This is a genomic window from Pseudomonas sp. GW456-12-10-14-LB2 (genome assembly GCF_002884345.1).
GTDB classification, from domain to species: Bacteria; Pseudomonadota; Gammaproteobacteria; order Pseudomonadales; family Pseudomonadaceae; genus Aquipseudomonas; species Aquipseudomonas paraglycinae.
The window spans coordinates 181,725-206,433 of the sequence record NZ_POHV01000004.1; the positions used below are offsets into that span (position 1 = coordinate 181,725).

The window sequence follows — 24,709 nt, forward strand, 5'->3', positions numbered from 1 at the left end:
ACGGACGGAGAGCCCCGCGTGTTTCCAGCCCTGCCCCTGAACCGGTTTCGCCTGCCCGCCCTGACGCTGATCGTCAGCGCCATCGCCCTCACGGCCTGCAACGCCCCGCCTTCCTCGACCTTGCCGCTGGCACCGGAAGCCGCCTCCGGTTACCGCACCGGCCTACAAGCCAGCCACGCCGAAAAACACATGGCCGCCGCTGCCAATCCGCTGGCCGCCGAGGCCGGTCGCGAAATGTTGCGTCAGGGTGGTTCCGCCATCGATGCCGCCATCGCGATGCAAGCCGTGTTGACCCTGGTCGAACCGCAATCCTCCGGGATCGGCGGCGGCGCGATGATCGTGCTGTGGGATGGCAAACAGGTGCGCACCTACGACGGTCGTGAAACGGCACCGGCGGGTGCGACCGAGAAACTGTTTCTGCAGGCCGACGGTAAACCGATGCCGTTCCCGCAGGCGCAGATCGGTGGACGCTCTGTCGGCACACCGGGGGTGATGCGTGCATTGGAGCTGGCGCACAAAAAGCACGGCCGCTTGCCGTGGGCAACATTGTTCGAGCCGGCGATCAAACTGGCCGAGCAGGGTTTTGCGATCTCTCCGCGCCTGCATTCACTGCTGGAATCCGACCCGGTGATTCGCCGTTCGCCGGACATGGCCAGGTACTTTCTGAACAGCGATGGCAGCGTCAAAGCCGTCGGCACGCGACTGCAAAACCCGGCGCTGGCCGCCGTGCTCAAACGCACCGCCAACGAAGGTGCGGACGCGCTGTACAAAGGCCCGATCGCCGAAGAAATCGTGGCCAAGGTTCAGGGCCACGCCAACCCCGGCAGCCTGTCGCTGAACGACCTTCAGCACTATCAGGCCAAGGAGCGCGCGCCACTGTGCACCGACTACAAGCGCTGGCAGGTTTGCGGGATGCCGCCGCCATCATCGGGCGGGATTGCGGTGGCGCAGACTCTCGGCACCTTGCAGGCGCTGGAAACCCGCGATCCGCGTCTGGCTCTGACGCCGCTCAAGCCAGTGAAAACCGATAAACCCGCCGGCATCGAACCTGCGCCGCAAGCCGTGCACCTGATCGCCGAAGCCGAGCGCCTGGCCTACGCCGACCGCGCGCAATACGTAGCCGATACCGACTTCGTGCCGGTGCCGGTCAAAGGTTTGGTCGACCCGGGTTACCTGGCCAGCCGCGCCAGCCTGATCGGCGAACGCAGCATGGGCACCGCCAAACCCGGCACACCGCCGGGCGTACAGGTCGCCTACGCGCCGGATCGCTCGCCGCTGCGCATTTCCACCTCGCAAGTGGTGGCGGTCGATGACTTCGGTGGCGCCGTGTCGATGACCACCACCATCGAAGCAGCGTTCGGCTCGCACCTGATGGTTCAGGGTTTCCTGCTCAACAACCAGATGACCGACTTCTCGTTCATCCCCGAAGAGAACGGACAGAAAGTCGCCAACCGCGTGGAGCCCGGCAAACGCCCGCGCTCGTCGATGGCGCCGACCCTGATCTTCGACCGCAAAAGCGGCGAGTTCGTCGCCACCGTCGGCTCTCCCGGCGGCTCGCAGATCATCGAGTACGTGGCCAAAACCACCGTCGGCCTGCTCGACTGGAACCTCGACCCGCAAAGCGCCATCAGCCTGCCCAACTTCGGCAGCCGCAACGGCCCCACTGAACTGGAACAGGGCCAGTTCAGCCCGACGCTGATCCAGGCACTCAAGGACAAGGGCCACACCGTCAACGAAATCGACATGACCAGCGGCACCCAGGCCATCGTGCGGGTCAAGGATGCTCAAGGGAAGGCAACGCTGGCAGGCGGGGCAGATCCTCGGCGTGAAGGGGTAGCGTTGGGGGATTGAATCAGCACTGCCAACTGAAAAAGGCTTACCGAGAGGTAAGCCTTTTTTGTATGTCCATGAATTCATTTCCAGCGCCAACTGAAACCCTCAGGCGTCACCCTCCTCCCCGCCACCCGAACCAGCAGATCCCCGGGCTGACAGTTGAGGTACTCGCAGATGGCATCCAGGGTCGCCAGTCGCAGCCCTTTGACCTTGCCCTGTTTGAACAGCGACAGGTTGGCCTCGGTGATGCCGATGGCGGCTGCAAGGTCTTTGGATTTGACCTTGCGCAGCGCGAGCATCACATCCAGTTGAATCACGATAGGCATGAGGACCTCAATTAAACGTACGGTTTTCCCGATCCACTTCGCTGGCCTGCGCCAGAATCCGCGCGATGATCGAAATGCACGCGGCCAGAAACAACGCGACGAATGAGGCCGCCGTGATGCTCAGGGTAAACAACCGCTCACCGACCGGCGCGTTCTGGGTGACCCACAGGCTGAGCATCGGCTCACAGAGGAAATCCAGCAGCACCCAGATCGCCACGGCTCGCCCGACCTTGCCCAGATGCTCCGCTGTTTCCCGGGCAAAATACTCACCCCGCGCATAACTCTGAAACAGCCGGCGCAAATGGTTCAGGCCCGATGCCAGCGCCAGCAGGGGAATGCTCGACAGCACGATCCCGCCCAGCTTCTGCCACCATGGAAACAGCGTGGCGGCGTCGGCCATGTGTGACAGCTGGCGCTCGGTCAGCGCAAACCCCAATCCCCAGCCTTCCTTTTCCGCCAACGGTGGGTAAACCCAAATGACAGCATTGAGCAGCAGCATCACGACGATCAGGATCAACGTCACCGTCGCCATGCGCCGACTGAATTGCACGAGCCCGTGGGTGGTCATGGGAAAGCCTCACAAGAATGAATGTGAGCACCACCCTAACGATTAAAATTATCGAATAACAATAATTAATTGCTGCAAAACATTAATAACCGTCAGACATCAAGATTTTTACCGACCACCGGATCACCGATCTTCAGAAAGTTGCCACCGGCCACGTGATGCAGCGTGCGCAGCTCATCGTGCCCTTCAAAATGCCAGCGTCCATCGCTGAACACCCGCGAATCAGCCTGCGCCGCGATCACCTCGGCGAGGAACAGATCGTATTGCTCGTGATTGTGCGGCTCCGGCAGCAACCGGCATTCGAGCCAGGCCACGCAACCATCCAGCATTGGTGCCTCGACCTGCTCGCCAGCAAAGCTCTGCAAGCCGTACGCCTGAAACTTGTCCTGACCTTGATCGCGATTGATTTCCAGGCCCGATGTCGAGCCGACGGTCTGCACGATGTCGGCCTGATTCACACAAGGAACGTTGAGAACAAAGGTGCCCGAAGCCTCGAGCAATTGTCGGGTCCAGGTGGATTTGTCGAGCACTACCGCGACTTTCGGCGGTTCGAAATCCAGCGGCATGGCCCACGCAGCCGCCATGATGTTGCGCTGCCCGTCATGAGCGGCGCTGACCAGCACGGTCGGCCCGTGATTGAGCAGACGGTAGGCTTTGTTCAGGGAAACCGGGCGACGGAAGGACTCGCTCATGGGATCTGCTCCGGGAAAAAGAGCCGATTGTAGCGGGATAAAAACAACGAAGGGATGGCCGTGTACCATCCCATCGCCTGGCAGGCATCAGTTGGATAACTGGTTGGCGAACTGGCCGACTGCATCCACCACTTTCTGCGCGCCGTCCTGAATCTCGACGATCACCGTACCGGCCTCCGCCGCCAGCGCCAGCCCTTGTTCGGCCTGTTGCTTGCCGTCGGTCATCAGGGCCACGGCGTTGCGCGCCATGTCCTGGTTCTGGCGCACCACACCGACGATTTCTTCGGTCGCCTGGCTGGTGCGCGAAGCCAGTTGCCGCACTTCGTCGGCCACCACCGCAAAGCCTCGGCCTTGCTCACCGGCGCGAGCAGCTTCGATGGCCGCGTTAAGCGCCAACAGGTTGGTCTGTTCGGCAATGCCGCTGATGGTCTTGACGATGGTGCCGATTACCTGGGATTGCTCGTTCAACGCCTCGATGCCTTCGCCGGCGGTCTGCATGTGCTTCGACAGATCGCGCATCACGTTGACCGCTTCAGTCACCACACGAGTGCCGCGCTGGGCGGTGCTGTCGGTCTGCAGGGACGTGCTGTAGGCGATGTTGGCGGCGTCGGCGACGGCCTGTTCCTGATTGACCTGATCGGTGATCACCGTGGCGAACTTCACCACTTTGTAGAGCTTTTCGTTGGCGTCGAGCACCGGGTTGTAGGACGCCTCCAGCCAGACCGTCCGGCCATGGCTGTCGACCCGCTTGAAACGGCCGGCAACGAATTCGCCGTTGTTCAGGCGACGCCAGAAGTTCTGGTATTCGGCGCTGTTGTACTCCTCCGGCTCGCAGAACTGGCGGTGATGTTTGCCCTTGATCTGCGCCAGGCTGTAACCCATGCCTTGGAGGAACCGTTCGTTGGCGCTCAGCACGTTTCCGCTGAGGTCGAACTCGATCACGGCGGTCGAACGCACCAGCGCGCCGATCAGGTTTTCGTGTTCGCGGGAGGCCTCGATAGTGCGGGTCAGGTCGCTGGAGAAAATCGAGAAGTGCTTGATCCGGCCATCCGATGAGCGAATCGGCTGCACGATCGAACGCAACCACGCCTCTTCGCCGTTACCGCGTGAAAGGCGCACAGCGCCGGCGAAATGCTCGCCACGGGTCAGGGCGGCCTTGAAGCGGTGATGAAACTCGTCCGACTTCACATGGGCCGGCACGATGTCTTCGATGGCGCGGCCGATCAGATCGTGACTCTTGTAGAGCATTTCGTTGAGGAAGTTCTGGTTGACCGACTGAATCCGTCCGTCGGGCTCAAGGGTGAGCACCAGCATCTCGCTTTCCAGGCTCTCCTTCACTTGCAGAAGGCTGGAGAGTTCTTCACGAAGAGCCGCCAGCTCTTGCTTCAGGCGTTTGTTGAACATGGGAAAGCACCGATGGACTGGATGGAGAGCGGGTATGCAGCCTAACCATCGGCCTTGGAAATCTTTTCTGAAGAGCGCTTGAGGCGTGTCCTACAAAAATAGTTACGCCTCGACAATTCAGGCGGTGCCGGCCACCGGGCACTGTTCTGCGCGCGGCATGCGCGAGCCGAAATACGCCGCGCTGACGACGCCCACCGCGCCCATCACCGTGCAGAACATCACGCAGATCCACGGACTCCACGGCATCAGACCGATCAGCAGCAACGGTGTGACACTGGCCCAGGCGGCGTAGGCAATGTTGTAGGTGAAGGAGATCCCGGAAACGCGGATCCGCGCCGGGAACAGGCTGACCATCACCGACGGCACCGCACCGACCACGCCACAGCACAAGCCGGCGATGGCGTAGGCCAGACCGACCCAATCCCCGCCGCTGATCAGGCAGCTATAAAGCAGACCGATGCCCAGCGGCAGCAGCAGACTGTAAAGCATGACCGTGCGCCAGGCGCCGATGCGATCGACCAGCCGGCCGGCGATCACGCAGCCGATGTTCAGGAAAACAATGCCCAGCGCGCTCAGCGCGAAGGTGTGGCCGGCGGTCATGCCGAAGGTTTTTTGCATCATGGTCGGGGTGATGACCACGAACACCACCACTGCCGAGGTCAGCACGCAGGTCAGGAGCATCGCCGGCAACATGGCCAGCCGATGATCGCGCAGCACGGTGCGCAACGGCAGTTCGACCCGCGCCTCGCGCTGCGCTTCCATGGCCATGAACACCGGGGTTTCGCTCAGCCAGCGGCGCAGCCAGACACCGATCACGCCGAACACACCACCAAGCAGGAACGGATAACGCCACGCGTAATCCAGCACTTCGGCCGGGGTGAACACTTGCGCCAGAAAAGTCGCGGTCAATGCGCCGATCAGATAACCGAAGGTCAGCCCGGCCTGCAGAAAGCCCAGGGCATAACCGCGATGCCCGGCCGGAGCATGCTCGGCCACGAATACCCAGGCGCTCGGCACTTCACCGCCCACCGCCGCGCCTTGCAGGATGCGCAGCGCCAGCAGCAGCAACGGTGCGAAATAACCGATCTGTGCATAAGTCGGCATGATCCCGATCAGCAGGCACGGCAGCGCCATCATCAGGATGCTCAGGCTGAAAACCTTCTTGCGCCCCAGCCGGTCGGCGAAATGCGCCATCAGGATCCCGCCCAGCGGGCGCGCTAGATAGCCGGTAACGAAGATCCCGAAGCTTTGCAGCAGGCGCAGCCACTCGGGCATTTCCGGCGGGAAGAACAGCTGGCTGAGGGTCAGGGCGAAGAACACGAAAATGATGAAATCGTAGATCTCCAGCGCCCCGCCCAGGGCCGCGAGGCCGAGGGTCTTGTAGTCGGAACGGCTGAACGGCGCCGGTCGGGCAGTGGAATGGGCAGTCATGGCAAAGAACTCTGGCAGGCAAAAAACCAAGGCGCCCATGGTCTACGCAAACGGGCCGCCGGACAACCCGTTAGACCATAGTCTGATTCAGCAAAACACGGTCACAAAAATCCGCCGGTTGATTTACTGTTGGCACCTGTCCAGACGGGCCGGCCAAGCCCCGAAGACCACAATAAACATAAAAATCCGAGGTACTCCCGTGGCCGTTGATATCGAAGATAGCCGCTCTGCGCGCTTTGCCTTGCGCTGTTCAAGTTTCGCCGAACGCTGGTTTCCCGACTCCTGGGTATTCGCCGCGCTGGCGGTGATCATCGTCGCGCTGGCGACCCTGGCCATGGGCGCCAAACCCACCGACGCGGCCATGGCCTTCGGTGACGGGTTCTGGAGCCTGATCCCGTTCACCATGCAGATGGCCTTCGTGGTGATCGGTGGTTATGTCGTGGCCAGTTCGCCGCCCGCCGTAAAACTGATCGATCGCCTGGCGCGGATCCCGAAGAACGGTCGCTCGGCCGTGGCCTGGGTCGCGCTGATTTCGATGGTCGCGTCCTTGTTGAACTGGGGCCTGTCGCTGGTGTTCGGCGGTCTGCTGGTGCGCGCTCTCGCCCGCCGCACCGATCTGAAAATGGACTACCGCGCCGCCGGTGCCGCCGCCTATCTTGGCCTCGGCGCCGTTTGGGCGCTGGGCCTGTCGTCGTCCGCCGCGCAGTTGCAGGCCAACCCGGCCAGTCTGCCGCCGTCGATTCTGTCGATCACCGGGGTGATTCCGTTCACCCAGACGATTTTCCTCTGGCAGTCGGGAGTCATGCTGCTGGCGCTGATCGTGATTTCGATCATCATCGCCTACGCCACCGCGCCCGGCCCGAACTCGGCGCGTGACGCCAAGGCCTGCGGCATCGACCCGGCCTTCAACCTGCCACCGCTGCAACCGCGTACCCGCCCAGGCGAATGGCTGGAACACAGCCCGTTGCTGATCATCCTGCTGGTGCTGCTGGCGGCCGGATGGCTGTTCCACGAGTTCTCGACCAAACCGGCGATCACCGCGATTTCCGGGCTCAACACCTACAACTTCCTGTTCATCATGCTCGGCGCGTTGCTGCACTGGCGCCCGCGCAGTTTCCTCGATGCGGTGTCGCGTGCCGTGCCGACCACCACCGGGGTGCTGATCCAGTTCCCGCTGTACGGTTCGATTGCCGCGCTGATGACCACGGTCAAGGGCAGTGACGCCCAGACCCTGGCCCATCACATCTCGACGTTCTTCGTCAGCATCGCTTCCCACGACACCTATGCACTGCTGATGGGCGTGTACTCGGCGATTCTCGGTTTCTTCATTCCGTCCGGCGGCGGCAAGTGGATCATCGAGGCGCCGTACGTGATGCAGGTGGCCAACGATCTGAACTATCACCTCGGTTGGGCGGTGCAGATCTACAACGCCGCCGAAGCCTTGCCGAACCTGATCAACCCGTTCTACATGCTGCCGTTGCTGGGCGTGCTGGGGCTGAAGGCGCGGGATCTGATCGGTTTCTCGTTCGTGCAATTACTGGTGCACACGCCGTTGGTATTGGTGCTGCTGTGGGCGCTGGGCACGACGCTTTCGTACTTGCCGCCGGTCATGCCTTAAACGATGACCACAGGGCGCCGGCTCCGGCGCCCTGTCTTTCCCTTCGACAAAAAGCGACCCGGACCATCCCTCCTGCGGTTGCCTGTCGTAAATAATGGCTCAGAGCCATCATCTTTCTTTACCGCGCCACTGCCTCGGTAATATTCTTGCGCGCCCAATATCTGTTTCATTTTTTGTCTGAGCGCAAAGGGAGTTCGTTGCAATGATCGTCGGGATTGACCTGGGAACCACCAACAGCCTTGTTGCCGTATGGCGCGGCGATGCCACTGAGTTGGTGCCTAACGCCCTGGGGCAGTTCCTGACACCCAGCGTGGTGGGCCTGGACGATCAGGGCCGGATTCTGGTCGGGCAAGCTGCTCGCGAACGCCTGCACACTCATCCGCGCCTGACCGCTTCGCTGTTCAAGCGCCATATGGGCAGTGCGACGGAGGTCTACCTCGGGGATAAAAAATTCCGTCCGGAAGAGCTGTCGGCGCTAGTGCTCAAGAGCCTGAAAGAAGACGTCGAGCGCACTTACGGCCAGACCGTCACGGAAGCCGTGATCAGCGTTCCGGCCTATTTCAGCGACGCCCAGCGCAAGGCCACGCGCATTGCCGGTGAACTGGCGGGCCTCAAAGTCGAAAAGCTGATCAACGAACCCACCGCGGCTGCACTCGCCTACGGCTTGCATCAACGGGACAAGGAAACGTCGTTCCTGGTGTTCGACTTGGGCGGCGGTACGTTCGACGTGTCGATTCTCGAACTCTTCGATGGGGTCATGGAGGTGCGCGCCAGCGCCGGTGACAACTTCCTCGGCGGCGAGGATTTCGACAACGTGCTGCTTGAGCACTTTATCGATCAGCATCGCAACGTGTCGGACTTCCCCGAGCGCTCGACCATCCTCCAGCCGCTGCGCCGCGAGGCAGAACGTGTGCGCCGTGCACTGGGTCAGGACGCCAGCACCGAATTCAGATTGCAGGTTGGCGAAAAGCAATGGACCCAGACCATCACTCAGGCGCAAATGGCGACGCTGTACATGCCGCTGCTCGAACGTCTGCGCGCGCCGATCGAACGGGCCCTGCGTGACGCACGCATCCGCGTCAGCGACCTCGATGAAATCCTGCTGGTCGGCGGCACCACCCGCATGCCGCTGGTGCGCAAACTGGCTGCCGGGCTGTTCGGCCGCTTCCCGTCGATCAGCCTCGATCCGGATCAAGTGGTCGCTCAGGGCGCGGCGATTCAGGCAGCGCTCAAGGCCCGTTCGGCCGCGCTGGAAGAAGTGGTGCTCACTGATGTCTGCTCCTACACCCTGGGGATCGAGACTTCCACGCAGGTCGGTCGTCAGTATGAAAGCGGTCATTACCTGCCGATCATCGAGCGCAACAGCATCGTCCCGGTCAGCCGGGTCAAAACCGTGCAGACCCTTCACGACAATCAGGAACAGGTGGTCGTGAAAATCTTTCAGGGCGAAAGCCGCCTGGTCAAAGACAACGTGGCGCTCGGCCAACTGGACATCAAGGTGCCCAAGCGCAAGGCCGGCGAAGTCGAACTGGATGTGCGTTTCACCTACGACAACAACGGTTTGCTCGAAGCCCAGGTCAGCATTCCCCTGACCGGTCAGCAACATTCGCTGGTCATCGAAAACAACCCCGGCGTGCTGACGCCGGAGGAAATCCAGCAGCGTCTGCAAGCCTTGGCGCAATTGAAGATCCATCCGCGCGAGCAACAGGTGAACACCCTGCTCAGTGCACGGCTGGAACGTCTGTATCAGGAAAGCCTGGGCGACCTGCGCGATCAGATCGGTTACTGGGCCAAGCAATTCCAGCAGGCGCTGGATTCCCAGGACGAGCGGCAGATCCGTGAAACCCGTACCGAACTGAGCAAGCAGTTGAGCGCCCTCGACCGTAACCCCTGGCAGTAAGGAAGCACGACATGGAATGCTGGTCCGTCCTGCAACTGCCCGAAGACGCCGGGCTGCGCGATATCAAGCGCAGCTATGCGCGGCTGCTGAAAGTCTTTCGGCCCGATGAAGATGCCGCAGGCTTCCAGCGCCTGCGCGAGGCTTATGAGCGTGCTCTGTCGATTGCCCAGTGGCGCCTTGAAAACGAGGAGAGCGAGGAGCACGGCGACGTCATGCTGGCTCCTGGGATCGCCGCTCTGGCGGTGCAAGAGCAATCCATGGTTCAGCCGCTGCAGAAGACCGGGACCGATGCGTGGGATTACCCTGCGGCGCTATTCGAACCGGTGACCCCGGCCGCGCCCGAAGCACCGCTCGAGTCGCAGACCTTGCGGGTACAGCCCCTGAGTCCGGAGCCTCTTAACCTGGAACCCGAGCAGCCGACTGCCGACCCGGCCATTGAAGCCGCATCGCAATTGCTGAACGGCCTCTCGGACACCAATCTGGACCAGCGCTGGGAGCAAGCGCGCCAGCAGGATTGTGCGCAAGCGTTCCAGGCGCTGTTGCTGACGTTGTGCTTCGATCATCCCGCCCTGCGCCTTCCGATTGCCCGCTGGGCGGTACAGCACCTGGGTTGGCTGGGGCCGTGGCAGGAGATCGTCATCGGCGACGGGCAGCGCAGCATTATCGCCAACGAGTTGCTGACGGATTACCGGCAATCGCTGGAAACGCTGCTCGCCTCGCAAAACGAGCGTGAATGTCTCGCGCAGCTCAAGACTTACACGGTCCAACCCTGGCTCCAGGTGTTCGACCGTCGGGAACATTGGCAGCAGATCATCCTGCAACTGCTGCAGGACACAGAGTGGAGCGTTCCGCTGTTCGACCGTATCTCCCAATTATTTGGCTGGGACGACACCAAGGGTATTCATCCGCAACCGGACTGGCTCTGGCAGGCGCTGATCGAGCGCTGCAACCAGGAAAGCCTCTACGACACCCTGTGCGCCCGGGCCGAAGATCAGCGCAACGGGTCGCCCGACGCTCTGGCCGCGCGGATGCTGATCAGCCCGATGAAGCCGCGACAGCAGAAAGACATGACCGACCGGTTCATCCCGGCTGACTGGCAGGCCTGCCAGCAGTTGTCGGAAACCCTCAAGTGGCGCTTTCCCGACCTGCTAGCCCGCCTGCCCTACGCCGATGTTTTCTACTGGCGACGGTTTCTGCCGCGCTACATCGCCGCCGAAACCTGGTTGCGCTCATGGGCCGCGATTGCGCTGGCGCTGTGGCTGTTCTATCTGCCCGCCGAGCACAAGACCACGGCGATGAGCATCGTCATTCCCCTGGCCTTCGCCTGTGTTCCTGTCTGGTTTTTCCGGATCGGCTTGAGTTATTGGTTTCTGATCAGCGCCCATTTGATCGTTCAGGATCTGTGGTTGACCGAAAGGATCATTCCGCGCCGATGGAACCCTGATACCCGCTGGCTCGTGCTGCGCCACGGCGTACCGCAAGCCGTCATGATCCTGCTGTTCTCGGTCATGCTCGGTGGGCTGGGAGCCTTCACCTATATCGGAGTGATCCTGATCGGGCTCTGGCACAAGCGGCGCATCGGTACGCTCGACCCGGAGTTCAGCGACAAGCACCCGTGGCTGACCGCGCTGCACTGGGCGCATTTCAGCCCGTTGCAACTGCTGTTTCTGGTGGTCATGACCGGCGTGATTCTCGCCAGTCAGCTTGGTTATTCGCTGAAACACCTGTTCCCCGGCTAGGCTGGACGCGGGCCGGATTGCCCTCCACCAAGGTTTTACCCTCGCTGAAAAGGATCTGAGCATGTTGAAACTTGCAGGCCTCACCCTAGCGGCGCTCACGTTGAGCGCCGCCGCCCACGCCGATGTCGACCTGAAACTGGGCAGCACCGAACGCGTCACCCGCCTCTTTGCCTACCCCAACAATTGCAGCGTGATCTGCTTTCGCAACTGGACGCTGGAGCAGACCGTCGCCCATTACCTGAGCCAGAGCGTGCAGCGCGACGGCTACACCAACGCCAAAGTGCTGGTGAAAAACGACAACGATCAGCTCTACGCCGAAATCAGCGGCGTACCGAAGGGCTACGACAAGCCGCTGACCGCGCTGCTGGATGCCGGTGACCTGGCCTACAACGGCGCCAGTAAACTCAATGCCGACGGCAAATGGGCGTACAGCTGGTACCTGTTCCTGCCACTGGGCATGGCCTTGGAAAACCGCAAGAGTGTCGAGCTGTTGCACTTCCCGCCGGATTACTCACTGACCCAGGCCCAGGATTACCTGCGCTCGAACACCACCGACCGCTGGGCCGCGCTGCTGACCGACAATGGCATCCCCGCCAACCAGACGCCGGCCTACCAGACCATCATCGACATCGCCCCGATCGCCGCGCCCGCCAGCGCCGGCAAGGATCTGGAAGGCGTGTACGACTACTTCAAGGATTACCAGACCACCATGGTCAGGCAGGTCAGTCAGAACGCCGGCGGCGCTGTGCTGCCGATGGTTGCCTTTGGTGCGCCGGTGCGTAACTGGATCAAGCAGCAATACGGTGCGACCGTGAATGTACTGGGTCTGGCAACCATCAGCCCGAGCACGGGGGTGAACGTGCCGGTGCTGGGTTCGAACCACCCGAGCTACATCTGGTACGCCGCCGACCCGAGCAACTACACCGGCGACGATGCCCAGGCCAAGGCCGATGCGGCCGGTCTGAAGGTGATGGGACAAGACTTGAGCGCTGCCTGCTGGCAGGCCGGGATGGGCAGCAAACCGGGCACCGATCCGAAGGCCCTGCTCAACAGCTGCACACAGACCTGGCAAGTGACGCAGAAAGCCAAGACCTGCGAGCTGTTCTACACCACGATCCGCAACGAGACCGTGGCACAGGCGGACAAGACCTGCTCGACCACACCGGTCAAATCTCAGCTGCAACAGTTGAAAAGCCCATTGCCGGACATGGCCGCGCCTGCCGCTCACCTCTGAGCAATCGGACGCTTTCCCGTGTCAGCCTTGGCTGACCCGGGAAAGCGTCTATTTCGCCTGTCAGATCTGACAGTAGACCGCTAATGTGATTTACGGGATCTTGGATCCAATGATCGTGTTGCAGGACTGACAGGACGTCAGCTCGGGAAAGTCGCGACACCTGGCCAACAGGGAACGTTATGAACACTCACGCATTACCGGGTAAACCGGCACGCGATACCGAGGGCATTTATCCTTTTGCCGGACTCCCCGTGCGCATGGGATTTCCGTCAAAACAGGATTTCGAGATTGTTCACGATCCCGAGGGCGTAGCCACCGCTGTCGTAGCGTGCCGGGAGTTCCTGCGCATCACCCGAATGTGCCGGGTTTCAGGCCAGTTGCTGCCCTATCGCTGCCGGCAGACCCGGCAACTGATGCCAGGGATTCATATCTACGATCCACGCTTTTGCGGACTTTTCGAACACTCATGCGATCCAAACACCTTCTTTGACGCAGTAGAATTATGGCTCTGGGCTCTGCGCGACATTGCCGAAGGTGAACGATTGACCATGGACTACACCGCCACCGAAGACAAACTGTTGCGGCAGTTCGCCTGCGGTTGCGGCTCCTCGCGCTGCCGTGGGTGGATCACCGGTTACGACGAATCACCCAATCTTGAAGGCCAGCGCTATTTGCTGAGCTGGCGGCGTCGGCAAGGTTTACGCTGAACGACCTATCAAGGCGCGTCGACCGGACGCAAACGGTATTGCGGCGGCAATTGCTCGAAACCGCTGATCGTGGTGTTCAGGCTCTTCCAGCGACCATCCTTGATGCCGTAGATGCAGCCGTGGATCGACAGGCTCTGCCCGCGATGCCAGGCGTTCTGGATGATGCTGGTGTGGGCGACGTTGGCCACTTGCTGGATCACGTTGAGCTCGCACAGACGGTCGACCTGTTCTTCTTCGGTCGGCAGCTTGGCCAGTTCTTCGCGCTTTTCGTAGTAGAGGTCGCGGATCGAACGCAGCCAGCCGTCGATCAGACCGAACTGACGATCCTGCATCGACGCCCGCACACCGCCGCAGCCATAGTGCCCGGTCACCAGGATATGTTTGACCTTGAGCACGTCCACCGCGTACTGGATCACCGACAGGCAGTTGAGGTCAGTGTGCAGCACCACGTTGGCAACGTTGCGGTGAACGAACAGATCGCCCGGCAGCATGCCGACGATTTCGTTGGCCGGCACCCGTGCGTCGGAGCAGCCGATCCACAGATATTCCGGCGTCTGCTGGCGGGCCAGCTTGGCGAAGAAATCGGGGTCTTCCTTGGTGATCGCGTCAGCCCAACGCTCGTTGTTATCAATCAGGTCTTGTAAGTCGTGCATGCTGTAAGGCCTCAAGAAAGATGCGCTGGTATGACTGTCGACCGCCCGTCGGGGTCACGCGGGGGTCGTGGGTGATTTGCTTTGAATTTCTCGTGCACCCGGTGAGTCCATCCCAGTAAGGCCCACAGTATGAGGAATTGCCATGACTGATTCACGACGCCCCTTCGATGCGGTGCAACCGGAGCCCATCGATGATAACGAAGACCGCATGGGTTCGGTGCACGAGCTGGACTTCGACGACGAACAGCCCAGTGCGAAGATCGGCGATGAACTGCCCGAACGCGAGCGCGAACAGCTGATGCCCCGTGACCGCGTGCGCGAAGCCGGTTTCACCGGGGCATCGACCGCCGATCACGAACCCACCGACGATGACCTGAGCCCGGAGACCCTGATTCATGAAGATGGCGCCCGGGATGCTCATGAGGTCGGCGAAGGCAATCAGGCCGATTGGGATCTGAGCGTGGTCGACGAGGACGATATCGGCGGCGGCAACGGGCTGGATGAAGCGGAACTGGCGCGTCGCGATCCGCTGGATCGCAAGCGCTGAGGACACCTGCCGCGATCAGTCGACGAGCGTGCAGGCCATGACTACGGCATCTTCACGCCCGCCGACCGCCGGGTAGTAATCCCGGCGCCGGCCGATCTCGTTGAAGCCATAGCGCTCGTAAAGGCGAAAGGCCGACGTGTTGCTGTCGCGCACTTCCAGGAAACATTCCCGGGCATCGGCGGCGTAGGCGCGGGACATCAGGTATTCGAGCAGTGTCAGCCCGAGCCCGCGACCCTGGTTTTCCGGTTTGACCGTGATGTTGAGCAGATGCGCTTCATCGAGAATGATCTGCACCACCCCGTGGCCCACCTGCTGCTCACCTTCGAACATCAGCCAGATCTGGTACTTGCCCAGGCCGTCGAGAAAAATCCCGCGGGTCCACGGATGACTGTACGCGGCATATTCAATCTTCAGCACAGCGTCCAGGTCCGCCTCGGTCATCGGGCGAAACGATACAGCGTCACTCATTCGATTCTTTCCAGCGCGCCATCAGCCGACGCATGGCTTGCCACACGGCGGCCTTGCGCTGTGGCTCTTCCATCAACAATTCCAGCCCGGGCACGGCCCACGCCAGGCCAAGACCCTCGATTTGCAATTCACGGTTGAACGCCTCGGCCTCCGCTTCGCCGGCAAAACGCACCGCCGGCAGGCCGATCAGCCACAGACAGGCGCACGGCGCCGCCTCCATCTGCACCGACAGGAAACCCTGGACAAAATCCCGGGCCGCTTCCGGGCCCTGATCCATCGTGCCGCGGTTCAGCCACGGCCAGCGCACCGGTTCACCGACAATCTGCGGCGCGTCCGGCAGACCGGCGGCACGCAGCATGTCCTTGAGCAACAGATAAGCAGGATCGCGGGACTGGAAGGCTTCGCCTGTGGGTAACTCCACCAGCAGCAGGCAACGGCCGGCGCGCAGCAATTGCAGGGCAAAGCGCGGTGGCGGCACCGGCGCCGGCCTGGCCACCACAGGTGTTTCGTCGACTTCTTCGACCGGTTTGGCGCCCGTGCGGGTGCTGGCCAGCGAAGGTCGCGGAACCTCGATCTTCGGCCGCTCGACCGGACGCGCAGCCGGCTGCTCCGGCGCTTCGGCCGGGGTTGCCGGAATCACCGGCGCGGCAATCCCGGGCTCGGGCTCGGGCATGTCCAGCAGCTCGGGCCGCGACGGCGCGGCAAAGGGCAATTCGGTGCGCGGCAGCCAGTTGACCACCTGCATGGCGTTCAAATAGGCGCGGCGGCGGGACTCGATTAGCAAGGGTCGGCCACTTGTGGATAACTGAAGTGCGCTGATTCTACCGCCCTTCGCTCAAGATCGCGCGCTGTTGATCGATAGTCTTGACCGATACCTTGACGCAAAGAAAAGCGACAGCCCGTCCCGAGAGTGAATCGCATCCTTCGTGATGCAGTACAATCGCGGCTTTTAATCGCCAACCAGCCGGCCATTCCGATGATCGAACCCAAGCGCGTCTTGCGCGCCCTCGCTGAACACTGGGCACTTCTGGAGCCACTGTGCGAGCACTTCGACCAGGGCACCCTGAGCCTCAACGAACTGCGCACGCAACTGGCCGCCCAGCAACTGGACAGCACGCCGCAGGACATCACCAGTCTGCTCGACGTGTGGATCCGCCTCGATATTCTGGTTCCCGTGGCGAAAAGTCCGAACCGTTTCGAGCTGAACGCGCAGATTCACGACTTCCTTGCCTACCTGCGTAGGGAACACCGACTGGGCCTGTGCCTGGAGATCGAAGCCTATCTGCGTCACCTCGAGCGTCTGGCCGGTTATATCCAGGATGCGTTCGACGTCCGTGACGGCAATGACCTGGCCCGTCAGCTGCGCCTGCTCGACATGCGCGTGCGCGATGTTCTGAAGAAACTCGACAACGACGAACAGGCGCTGGTGGCCGTGGCCGAACGGGCCAAGACCAGCGACCGGCAAATTCCGCTGCGTCAGCGTTACGCCGAAGTACTGGCGACCTGGGACGAATACGTCGAGCCGATGATTGATCTGGTGAACGCCGACGGCGCCTTCGAGCAAGGCGTGCGCAAGGTCGAAACCGTGCTGCTGAAGATGCTCAGCGAACAGCAGCGACTCGGCCATCTGGTCGATGACGACATGCTGCTGCGCACCCACGCGCGCATCCTCGAAATGCAGACCAGCGCCCAGCTGACCTTGCGTCACGCTCGGGAATTACTGCTGCCGCTGCGTGAAGAAGCCCGCCGACACAACGCCGTGACCCGTGGTGCTGCGCTCGCGCTGGCCGCGATCCGCCGCAAAGGCATCGACGCCGTGCCGCAAGCCGCGATGCCGCTGTTCACCCGGCCGCAAAGCACCTTCCTCGGTAGCGCCAGTCAGGTTGAAGCCTACGTCTATGCGTTGGCCCGTTTCGAGCCGAAACCGGCGCGTTTCCCCAAGGCGCACAAGTCGCAGAAGACTGGCGATGCTCCGCGTGCACCGCGCACCGTGCGCGAGATGGTCGACCGCTGCGAAGAGTCCCTGCCAATGCCGGATCTGATGACCTGGTTGCTGGAGCAGGAGCCGGACGGCGCGACCGACGAATTGCTTTACTGGTTCTCGCGCCTGTCGCGGGAAAAACGCTTCAAGCGCGAGCGTCTGGAACGCCGCGAATACCACACTCACGAGCACCAGGTCAGCCTGCGCTCCTTCGCCCTGCTCTCGGCCGGCGACACCGCCGCCGAGGATTCTGCGAGCATCCCCAATGCATCTTGATCTTTCCGAACTGTCGCAACTCGCGCCGATCTTCCGCGAGCTGTTCAAGGGTTACCACGTCAGCCGCCGCGACCCGGAGCTGTACGCGCAACTGTCGAACTTCCAGGACCAGTACCGCACGCTGTTCAAGGCGCTGGGCTTCGAACTGGTCTGCGACACCCGTGGTTTCTACTACTTCGTGCCAGACATGGCCGCAGCGGCGGTGAACAAGACTGCCCAGCGTCTGGCGCTGTTCACCTTCATCCTGGTCGAGCATCTGGCCGATCAGGGCCGCGACCCGATCGCCGTGCTCGACGGCGGCAGCCTCGGCCGCGAAGAACTGCCGTCGCTGCTGGAAAAGTACCGCGACCTGTTCATCCAGGCCGAAGTGCAGACCGTTGAAGAGCTCGAAGAAAAAATCATGCGCCGCATGACCCAGCTCGGTTTCGCCAGCGAGGAGAACGGCGTGTACCGTTTCCTGCCGCCGATGCACCGTTTCCTCGACGTCTGCCTGTCGGTTCAGCAGGACCGCGATCTGGCGGCCAGCGTGCACAGCGTTCTGCCGCTGCCGGCGCCGGTGCTGATCGACGAAGCCGCCGAGGCGAAATTCCTCGCCACTGACGACCCGCTCGATCTTTCCGAGTTTGAAGAAGAGAGCGAAGAAGACGCACTGGCCCGCGCCATTGCCGAAGAACAGGAGTCCGACGCATGAGCCAGGAACGCTACGGCATCCGCCGCTTTGCCCTTTTGAACACCGCCGGTTACAGCCTTGGCCTGTTCCCGCTGGAAGAACCGCTGTCGGTCTACGGCGCGAACAACCTCGGTAAATCCGCCTCGATCAACGCCTTGCAGTTCCCGATCCTGGCGCGCATGTCGGACATGAGTTTCGGCAAGTACAGCCTGGAGCAATCCCGGCGCTTCTACTTTGCCTCCGACACCAGCTACATCCTCGTCGAAGTGAACCTGCCCCACGGCCCACACGTGATCGGCGTGGTCGGTCGCGGCCCGGGCGGCGGTTTCGGTCACCAGTTCTTTGCCTATGCCGGCAAGCTCGACCTTGCGCATTACCAGAAGAACGACACCTGCCTGCGTCAGAAAGAGCTGTTCAGCAACCTTGAGAAAGAAGGCCTGAAAGCCTACGAACTCAAGCCGGATGAACTGCGTCGTTTGCTGGTTGGCGGTCACACCTCGATCCCGCTGGATCTGACACTGATCCCGCTGCGCTCCACCAGCGAGCAGAGCCTGAAGACTTTCCGCGCGCTGTTCATCAACCTGCTGCACATGCGCGAAATCACCGCAGCCAAGCTCAAGCAGCTGTTCCTCGATGCGTTCGAACACAGCCTGCGTTCCGGCAGCGTCGATTACATCGCCGCGTGCGAAGAAGCCTTCCGCGACGTGCGTCGCATGGAACAGGACTACAACTCGTTGGTGGCTGCCGGACCGTTGGTCGAAGCCTTGGCCAACGGCGTGAAACAGCGCGATGTGCTGCGCGGCAAACTGCATCGCCTGTCGCCGCTGCTCGACTCGTTGCTCGGCACCTGGTCGGACTACGCCACGGCGCGCAAGGAAGAGCTGACCATTCAGGCCGAGCACTACCGTCGCGAGCAGGACGATTTGCAAAACGATCAGCGTGGCGGCACTCAGGAGTTGATGCGCCTGGAGCGGGAAATCTCCGGCATCCAGCGCTGGCTCGGCGAGTTGTCGGTACTGAAGAACCGCTTTGCATTGGTCGATGACGTCAAAGTGCTGGAACAGCAACTGCTGGCGGCCAAGGACGCTCACGACGAACTGGCCGGTGCGCTGGCGCAGTCCCGTCAATTCAGCGCCGAGGATCTCGAAGAACGTCTTCGCGATCTGGAAAAACGCCTGAAGTCGGTGAAGCAGCAACTCGATCACGCCGACAACAACAGCTACGCCCGCCTGCGCGAAGAGTTTTCGCAACAGGACGTCGAGCGCCTGATGCGCCTGTTCAACAGCGCACTGTTCAGCCTGCCGCTGGGCGAACACGGCATCACCCTCGACGACGATGGCGAGTGGGTGAAGTCCGTGGAGCTGATCCTCGACGGCTTCAAGGGCGAGCGTTTCGAAGTGCCGGGCCTGTCGATCGACATCTCGCACATCGAGCCACCGGCTCTTCAAGCGCTGGCCGACCGTGCCGCGTTGCGCGATCAGAAAGAACGTCTGGAAAAAGAACTCAAGCAACTGAAAACCCAGCAAGCCGTGGCCGCCGACCGCGCCGCGAGCAAGACCCAGACCGAAGCGCTGTACCAGCAGGTGCTGGATGCGCAGAAAGCTTTGGAAGACTTCCGCCGCACCCAGACTCTGAGCGCCGAAGAAGGTGACAAGCTAGAGCAACTGGCGCAGATGGAAGCCGCGCAGGACGAACTCAAGCGTTCCAGCGATGCGTTCACCGAGCGCGTCCAGCAACTGTCGGCCAAGCTGCAACTGGTCGGCCGCCAGATCGCCGACATGGAAGCCAAGCAACGCACCCTCGACGACGCCCTGCGTCGTCGTCAGTTGCTGCCGGCAGACCTGCCGTTCGGCACGCCGTTCATGGATCCGGTCGACGACTCCATGGACAACCTGCTGCCGCTGCTCAACGACTATCAGGACAGCTGGCAAGGCCTGCTGCGCGCCGATGGCCAGATCGAAGCGCTGTACGCACAAGTGCGTCTGAAAGGCGTGGCCAAGTTCGACAGCGAAGACGATATGGAGCGCCGTCTGTCGTTGCTGATCAACGCTTACGCGCACCGCACCGACGAAGCCCTGACCCTGGGCAAAGCACGTCGTGCAGCCGTGACCGATATCGCGCGGACCCTGCGCAATATCCGCAGCGACTACGACAGCCTCGAGCACCAACTGGCGCTGTTCAACCGCGAGATCAACAAGCGTCAGGTCTCCAACCTGCAGAGCTTCCGCATCGTGCTCGCGCCGAACAAGGAAGCGCTCAAGCACATCGACCAGATCATCCACAGCGCCGGTCAGTACGAAGAAGGCGAAACCCTGTCGGTGTTCGACCTGAGCCAGAGCGCCGAGCAGGACAACAAGAACGAAGAGGCCAAGGAATACCTGGCGCGGCTGGTGGCGGCGAACCACAACCAGCTCGGCCTCAAGGACTTGTTCGAACTGGCGTTCGAGATCACCAAGGTCAACGGCCAGCCGGTGATCCACACCGACATCGATGGCGCGGCGTCCAACGGCACCACGATGACCATCAAGGCGCTGACCAACATGTACTTGTTGCTGCACTTGATGGATCGCGACCTGGCCGGTCGCGTGCGCCTACCGTACTACCTCGACGAAGCGGCGGACATCGACGAGAAGAACCAGGCCGCTCTGCTGGAAACCAGCCTGCAACTGGGCTTCGTGCCGATTCTGGCGAGTGTGAAGCCGCAGGTCTGCGCCAGTGTCGCCATCGACCTGGAAGGCGGCAGCGGCCCGGCCGGCATCTACATCGACGAGGCGGACTGGAAATACATCCGCCGTCACGATGTGGTGAAAGCCACCATCAATGTCAAAGCGGACGAGCCGGAGCTGGATGCGGTTTGATGCATAACTGACGGGCACAAAAAAGGGCCGCGATCCATTGGATCGGGGCCCTTTTTCATGGGCTCTCGGTTATTTACCGAGAGGAATTTTCGGTGCCCAGTTCAGCCACTCGTCTTCGAACTTGTCGAACAGTGGGAAGGTTTGTTCGGCGCGGGCCGGATTGCCCATCTTCTCGCCGTCCGGTGTGGCGAAGGCGATACCGCCCTGAATAACGGTCTCGAGCGACTCAGTGCGCACCGTTACACCCTTGAACAGGCCAATGTCGAAACCGACGCCGCTAGTGTTCCAGAAGCGACTGCCGCTGCGCACCAGTGGCGCGTATTTCGGTTCGATCAGGATGTGCACCAGTACGCGATCCGCTGTCTGGCCCAGTTCGTAACCGGTGACTTTGCCTACGGTGATCTCTCGGTAGGTCACCGGAACACCCGGTTTCAGCGAGCCACGACGGGCAGCGCTCAACACAAGGCTCAAGCCTGCCTCCTGCTTGGTGACTTCCGGCGGATTGGCCAGGGCCACGAAGTTCTTCTGCGGGCCGAGGTTCTTGGCCGCAGGTTGCACTTCGATGTACTGGCCGGTGACCAGGGTCTCCAGGTTCGAGGTCTTGATCAGACCCAACTCCGGTTTGACCACCCAGAACTGACTGCCGACTCGAGCAATCTTCTCCGGCACTTCAGTGATGCGCGCGGTGAGGATTACCGATTGCAGATCATCGGTCAGGTCGACACTTTCGATCTTGCCGACGTCCAGGCCTTTGAAGCGAACCGGGGTGCCACTGCGCAAACCGTCCGCGCGATCGACCTTGATGGTGACGACGGCACCTTTCTGATTCGCTTCATCATGGCTGGCGAACAGACGGAAGCGCGGGATGCGTTTTTGTAACGGTGCTTTGGCTTGTGGCGTTTCGAAGGCAATGCCGCCGGCCATCAGGGTCTGCAGCGATTCACTCTTGACCTGAATCCCGCCGGTCAACCCGCCGGTCAGCGTGACACCGCTGACGTTCCAGAACCGGGTCGATGCGTTGACCAGGTTTTCGTATTCCTTCTCGATGTGGACGCCAATCACCAGTTGTTTGCGGGTCTTGGAGAACTGATAGCTCTGCACCGAACCGACCTTGACCTGCTTGTAGAGGATCGGGCTGCCGACGTCGATCGAGCCTAAGGTATCGGTGAACAGCACCAGGTGCAGGCCGGGTGCACGCAGATCGAGCGGCGGTGCTTTGGGTCGGGCTTCGAATTCACGCTGTGGCGCACCGCCCTTGTCGCCCGGGCGAACGGCAATGTAGTTACCTTTTACCAACGCTTCCAGACCGGTGATGCCGGCCAGGGAGATCGATGGTTTGACTACCCAGAACTGCGTGCCGGTGACCAGATAGTCTTCGGCCAGCGGATCGAGGGTCAGTTCGGCGGTGGCGCTGGACAGGTCCGGATCGATCTTCAGCGCTTTCAGGTTACCGACCTGAATGCCCTTGTACATCACCGGGGTGCGCCCGGCTTGCAGGCCCTCGAAATCGCTGAGTTTGACCTTCACGCGGATACCGGCGGCGGCCGCATCGAAGTCTTCGTAGAGACGGAACGGCAGGCTTGGATCGGTGGGCGGGCTGTCCTTGCGGTTCTCCGGGGTGGCGAAGGCGATACCGCCGGCGACGATGCTGGCCAGGGATTCGCTGCGCACTTTCACACCGGACAGGTTGGCGTCGATGCTGATGCCGCTGGCGTTCCAGAAACGGGTGTGTTTGCGCACCAGTTTGGCGTAGGTCGGTTCGATGAACACCTTGAGCTCGACCGTACTCTGGTCTTCCGACAGCACGTAACTTTTGATCTGACCGACTTTGATCTGCTTGTAGAACACCGGGCTGCCGCGATTCAACGAACCCAAACGGTCGGCCTTGATCGTCAAGTGCAGACCGGGCTTCGAATCCGATAGCGGCGGCTCTTCGGCCAGTGCCTTGAACTTGCGGGTCGGCTCGCCTTCGCCGGGACTGATGGCGACGTAGTTACCCGATACCAGGGTTTCCAGGCCGGTGATACCGGCCAGGGTCACGCTCGGTTTGACCAGCCAGAAACGGGTGCTGGTCTTCAGATACTGATCGACATCCTTGTTCATCTCGATGGTCGCGATGACACCTTTGGAGTTGCCTTCATCATCGAGCTTGAGGGTTTTCACCTTGCCGACCGGCATGCCTTTGTAGACCACTTCGGTCTTGTTGGCCTGAATGCCTTCACCGCTTTCAAACCGCACCTGAATCTCGATACCGGTTTCGGTGTAGGCACGCCAGCCGAGCCAGCCGCCGATAATCAGGGCGATCAGGGGCAGCACCCAGATGGCAGACCAGTTCGAAGCCGGTCGGGTTTTCGCTACAGGCAAATCAGTCATGGTCGGCGTCCGACTCCGTGTTATCCCAAATCAGTCGGGGATCGAAAGTGACAGCGGCGAGCATCGTCAGAATCACCACACTGGCGAAGGCGATGGCGCCAAGATTGGCTTCGACACTGGCAAGCCGGCCGAAGTTGACGACCGCCACCAGAATGGCGATCACGAAAATATCGAGCATCGACCAGCGGCCGATGAACTCGATGAAGCGGTACATCCAGATCCGTTGACGGGCGGACAACGGCTGGCGGCGCTGTACGGAAAACAGCAGCAGCGCGATGCCCACCAGTTTGAAGGTCGGCACCAGGATGCTGGCGATGAACACCACGGCAGCGATCGGAATCATGCCGTGCTGCACCAGCTGGATGACGCCGGACATGATCGTACTCGGGTCACCCTGGCCCAGAGAGCTGACGGTCATGATCGGCAGAACATTGGCAGGGATGTAGATAATCGCGGCCGTGATCAGCAGCGCCCAGGTTCGCGCGAGACTATTGGGCCGCCGGGCGTGAACCAGCGCACCGCATCGGGTGCAGGTCTGCACATCGCTGTCGGTATCCTGCCTGTTCAGTTCGTGGCATTCGGTACAGATCAGAATGCCTGCATCAATCGCCCGCATGGGCATCTTCTCCTGATAACGCCTGCCAGATCTGGTGCGGCGACATCACCACTTCGAGCCAGACCTGAACCAGTAACAAGCCGATGAAACACGCCAGACCGAGGCCCACGGTGATAGCCGCCATGTCCGCCAGTTTGACGATCGCGACCAGGACGCCCATGAGGTAGACCTCAAGCATGCCCCAGTCTTTGAGGTGGTGATAAATGCGGTAGAGCAGCAGGCCATAACTGCGTCCGATGTTGAAACGGATCGTCAGCAACACGATCAGCTGACACAGCAGTTTCAACAGTGGAATCGCCATGCTGCAAAGGAATACGACAACCGAAACACCGCGCATATCGGTGTTGAACAGACCGATAACACCGCTCCAGACGGTGTCCTGCGACGATTGCCCGAGAACATTGAGCTGCATGATGGGTAAAAAGTTCGCCGGCACGTAGAGCAACAGCGCGGCAATGACCAGGGCGAGGCTGCGCTGCACCACGTTATGACGGTGAGCGTACAGTTCGTAACCGCAGCGTGGGCAGAGGGCTTTTTCGCCGTGAGCAAGCTTGGGCTTGCGCATCAGCAGATCGCACTCATGGCAGGCCACCAAGTCATCCAGCGGTAAATCTGACAGCCCGGGGGCGTCAACCGAATCCGACATAAGGGCTCTGGCTCCGAGAAAGTTGGGATCTATTCTAGTGTTCTGATTCGAAAATAACTGTGCAAATTTGTTCGCTGACGCGAGCAAAAAACTTTCCTGCGGGCAAAACAAAACCCCAACTGCTTTCGCAATTGGGGTTTCGGAATTTAATCTTGACGATGACCTACTC

21 protein-coding genes are annotated in these 24,709 nt (G+C 61.3%); 10 read left to right on the forward strand and 11 right to left on the reverse strand.

Features of this window, described 5'->3' with window-relative positions:
• The first annotated feature begins 18 nt into the window (after positions 1 to 18).
• The gene (ggt, locus tag C1X29_RS04370) at positions 19 to 1,851 is read left to right on the forward strand and encodes a gamma-glutamyltransferase (protein ID WP_102716926.1); all 1,833 of its coding nucleotides are present in this window, start codon (positions 19 to 21) and stop codon (positions 1,849 to 1,851) included.
• A gap of 62 nt (positions 1,852 to 1,913) precedes the next feature.
• Here the strand turns inward: ggt and C1X29_RS04375 are convergent, their stop codons facing one another.
• From C1X29_RS04375 to C1X29_RS04395, 5 genes are all read right to left on the reverse strand, one after another.
• Positions 1,914 to 2,159, reverse strand: coding sequence for a helix-turn-helix transcriptional regulator (locus C1X29_RS04375; protein WP_102716927.1), 246 nt, complete (start codon positions 2,157 to 2,159; stop codon positions 1,914 to 1,916).
• 7 nt (positions 2,160 to 2,166) lie between these two features.
• Positions 2,167 to 2,727, reverse strand: a complete 561-nt coding sequence (locus C1X29_RS04380; RefSeq protein ID WP_102716928.1) for a DUF2975 domain-containing protein — start codon at positions 2,725 to 2,727, stop codon at positions 2,167 to 2,169.
• Positions 2,728 to 2,819: 92 nt separating this feature from the next.
• The gene (locus tag C1X29_RS04385) at positions 2,820 to 3,419 is read right to left on the reverse strand and encodes a flavin reductase family protein (RefSeq protein ID WP_102687519.1); all 600 of its coding nucleotides are present in this window, start codon (positions 3,417 to 3,419) and stop codon (positions 2,820 to 2,822) included.
• Positions 3,420 to 3,506: 87 nt separating this feature from the next.
• Entirely contained in the window at positions 3,507 to 4,823 is a 1,317-nt protein-coding gene (locus C1X29_RS29760) for a PAS domain-containing methyl-accepting chemotaxis protein (RefSeq protein WP_102716929.1), read from the reverse strand.
• Between the two features lie 117 nt (positions 4,824 to 4,940).
• The gene (locus tag C1X29_RS04395) at positions 4,941 to 6,254 is read right to left on the reverse strand and encodes an MFS transporter (RefSeq protein ID WP_085745407.1); all 1,314 of its coding nucleotides are present in this window, start codon (positions 6,252 to 6,254) and stop codon (positions 4,941 to 4,943) included.
• A gap of 199 nt (positions 6,255 to 6,453) precedes the next feature.
• On the opposite strand from C1X29_RS04395, the gene C1X29_RS04400 reads away from it, so the two are divergent.
• From C1X29_RS04400 to C1X29_RS04420, 5 genes are all read left to right on the forward strand, one after another.
• A complete protein-coding gene (locus C1X29_RS04400; protein ID WP_085745408.1) occupies positions 6,454 to 7,872 on the forward strand; it encodes a short-chain fatty acid transporter in 1,419 nt (472 codons plus the stop codon).
• A gap of 202 nt (positions 7,873 to 8,074) precedes the next feature.
• Complete coding sequence (locus C1X29_RS04405) at positions 8,075 to 9,772, forward strand: molecular chaperone HscC (protein WP_085745409.1); 1,698 nt, start codon at positions 8,075 to 8,077, stop codon at positions 9,770 to 9,772.
• Positions 9,773 to 9,783: 11 nt separating this feature from the next.
• Entirely contained in the window at positions 9,784 to 11,511 is a 1,728-nt protein-coding gene (locus C1X29_RS04410) for a J domain-containing protein (RefSeq protein WP_102687517.1), read from the forward strand.
• Positions 11,512 to 11,572: 61 nt separating this feature from the next.
• Positions 11,573 to 12,745 (forward strand): hypothetical protein, encoded by a 1,173-nt coding sequence (locus C1X29_RS04415; RefSeq protein WP_102716930.1) that lies wholly within the window; start codon positions 11,573 to 11,575, stop codon positions 12,743 to 12,745.
• A 179-nt stretch (positions 12,746 to 12,924) separates the two neighbouring features.
• On the forward strand, positions 12,925 to 13,452 hold the full coding sequence (locus tag C1X29_RS04420; protein WP_102716931.1) for an SET domain-containing protein-lysine N-methyltransferase: 528 nt from the start codon (positions 12,925 to 12,927) through the stop codon (positions 13,450 to 13,452).
• An 8-nt stretch (positions 13,453 to 13,460) separates the two neighbouring features.
• On the opposite strand, the gene can is transcribed toward C1X29_RS04420, so the two are convergent.
• Positions 13,461 to 14,105, reverse strand: coding sequence for a carbonate dehydratase (gene can, locus C1X29_RS04425; protein ID WP_102716932.1), 645 nt, complete (start codon positions 14,103 to 14,105; stop codon positions 13,461 to 13,463).
• 142 nt (positions 14,106 to 14,247) lie between these two features.
• On the opposite strand from can, the gene C1X29_RS04430 reads away from it, so the two are divergent.
• Positions 14,248 to 14,652 carry a serine kinase/phosphatase gene (locus C1X29_RS04430; RefSeq protein WP_102716933.1) on the forward strand — a complete coding sequence of 135 codons (405 nt, stop codon included), beginning with the start codon at positions 14,248 to 14,250 and terminating at the stop codon, positions 14,650 to 14,652.
• Positions 14,653 to 14,667: 15 nt separating this feature from the next.
• On the opposite strand, the gene rimI is transcribed toward C1X29_RS04430, so the two are convergent.
• Complete coding sequence (gene rimI, locus C1X29_RS04435; RefSeq protein ID WP_102687513.1) at positions 14,668 to 15,120, reverse strand: ribosomal protein S18-alanine N-acetyltransferase; 453 nt, start codon at positions 15,118 to 15,120, stop codon at positions 14,668 to 14,670.
• Positions 15,113 to 15,865, reverse strand: coding sequence for an energy transducer TonB (locus C1X29_RS04440; RefSeq protein WP_102716934.1), 753 nt, complete (start codon positions 15,863 to 15,865; stop codon positions 15,113 to 15,115). The genes rimI and C1X29_RS04440 overlap by 8 nt, the downstream gene beginning before the upstream one ends.
• A 231-nt stretch (positions 15,866 to 16,096) precedes the next feature.
• On the opposite strand from C1X29_RS04440, the gene mksB reads away from it, so the two are divergent.
• Genes mksB through mksF form a run of 3 tightly spaced genes read left to right on the forward strand, consistent with a single transcriptional unit; the run spans position 16,097 to position 20,905 of the window.
• Positions 16,097 to 17,377 (forward strand): Mks condensin complex protein MksB, encoded by a 1,281-nt coding sequence (mksB, locus tag C1X29_RS04445; protein ID WP_162803847.1) that lies wholly within the window; start codon positions 16,097 to 16,099, stop codon positions 17,375 to 17,377.
• Complete coding sequence (gene mksE / locus C1X29_RS04450) at positions 17,367 to 18,068, forward strand: Mks condensin complex protein MksE (RefSeq protein ID WP_007951764.1); 702 nt, start codon at positions 17,367 to 17,369, stop codon at positions 18,066 to 18,068. The genes mksB and mksE overlap by 11 nt, the downstream gene beginning before the upstream one ends.
• On the forward strand, positions 18,065 to 20,905 hold the full coding sequence (gene mksF / locus C1X29_RS04455) for an Mks condensin complex protein MksF (protein WP_102716935.1): 2,841 nt from the start codon (positions 18,065 to 18,067) through the stop codon (positions 20,903 to 20,905). Before mksE ends, mksF begins: the two co-directional genes overlap by 4 nt.
• A 69-nt stretch (positions 20,906 to 20,974) precedes the next feature.
• On the opposite strand, the gene C1X29_RS04460 is transcribed toward mksF, so the two are convergent.
• The 3 genes from C1X29_RS04460 to C1X29_RS04470 are packed head-to-tail and all read right to left on the reverse strand — an operon-like array spanning position 20,975 to position 24,540.
• Complete coding sequence (locus C1X29_RS04460) at positions 20,975 to 23,278, reverse strand: PqiB family protein (protein ID WP_102716936.1); 2,304 nt, start codon at positions 23,276 to 23,278, stop codon at positions 20,975 to 20,977.
• Positions 23,271 to 23,894, reverse strand: coding sequence for a paraquat-inducible protein A (locus tag C1X29_RS04465; protein WP_007951771.1), 624 nt, complete (start codon positions 23,892 to 23,894; stop codon positions 23,271 to 23,273). The genes C1X29_RS04460 and C1X29_RS04465 overlap by 8 nt, the downstream gene beginning before the upstream one ends.
• Positions 23,881 to 24,540: a paraquat-inducible protein A gene (locus C1X29_RS04470; RefSeq protein WP_007951772.1), complete on the reverse strand. Its 660-nt coding sequence runs from the start codon at positions 24,538 to 24,540 to the stop codon at positions 23,881 to 23,883. The genes C1X29_RS04465 and C1X29_RS04470 overlap by 14 nt, the downstream gene beginning before the upstream one ends.
• Between the last annotated feature and the right edge of the window lie 169 nt (positions 24,541 to 24,709).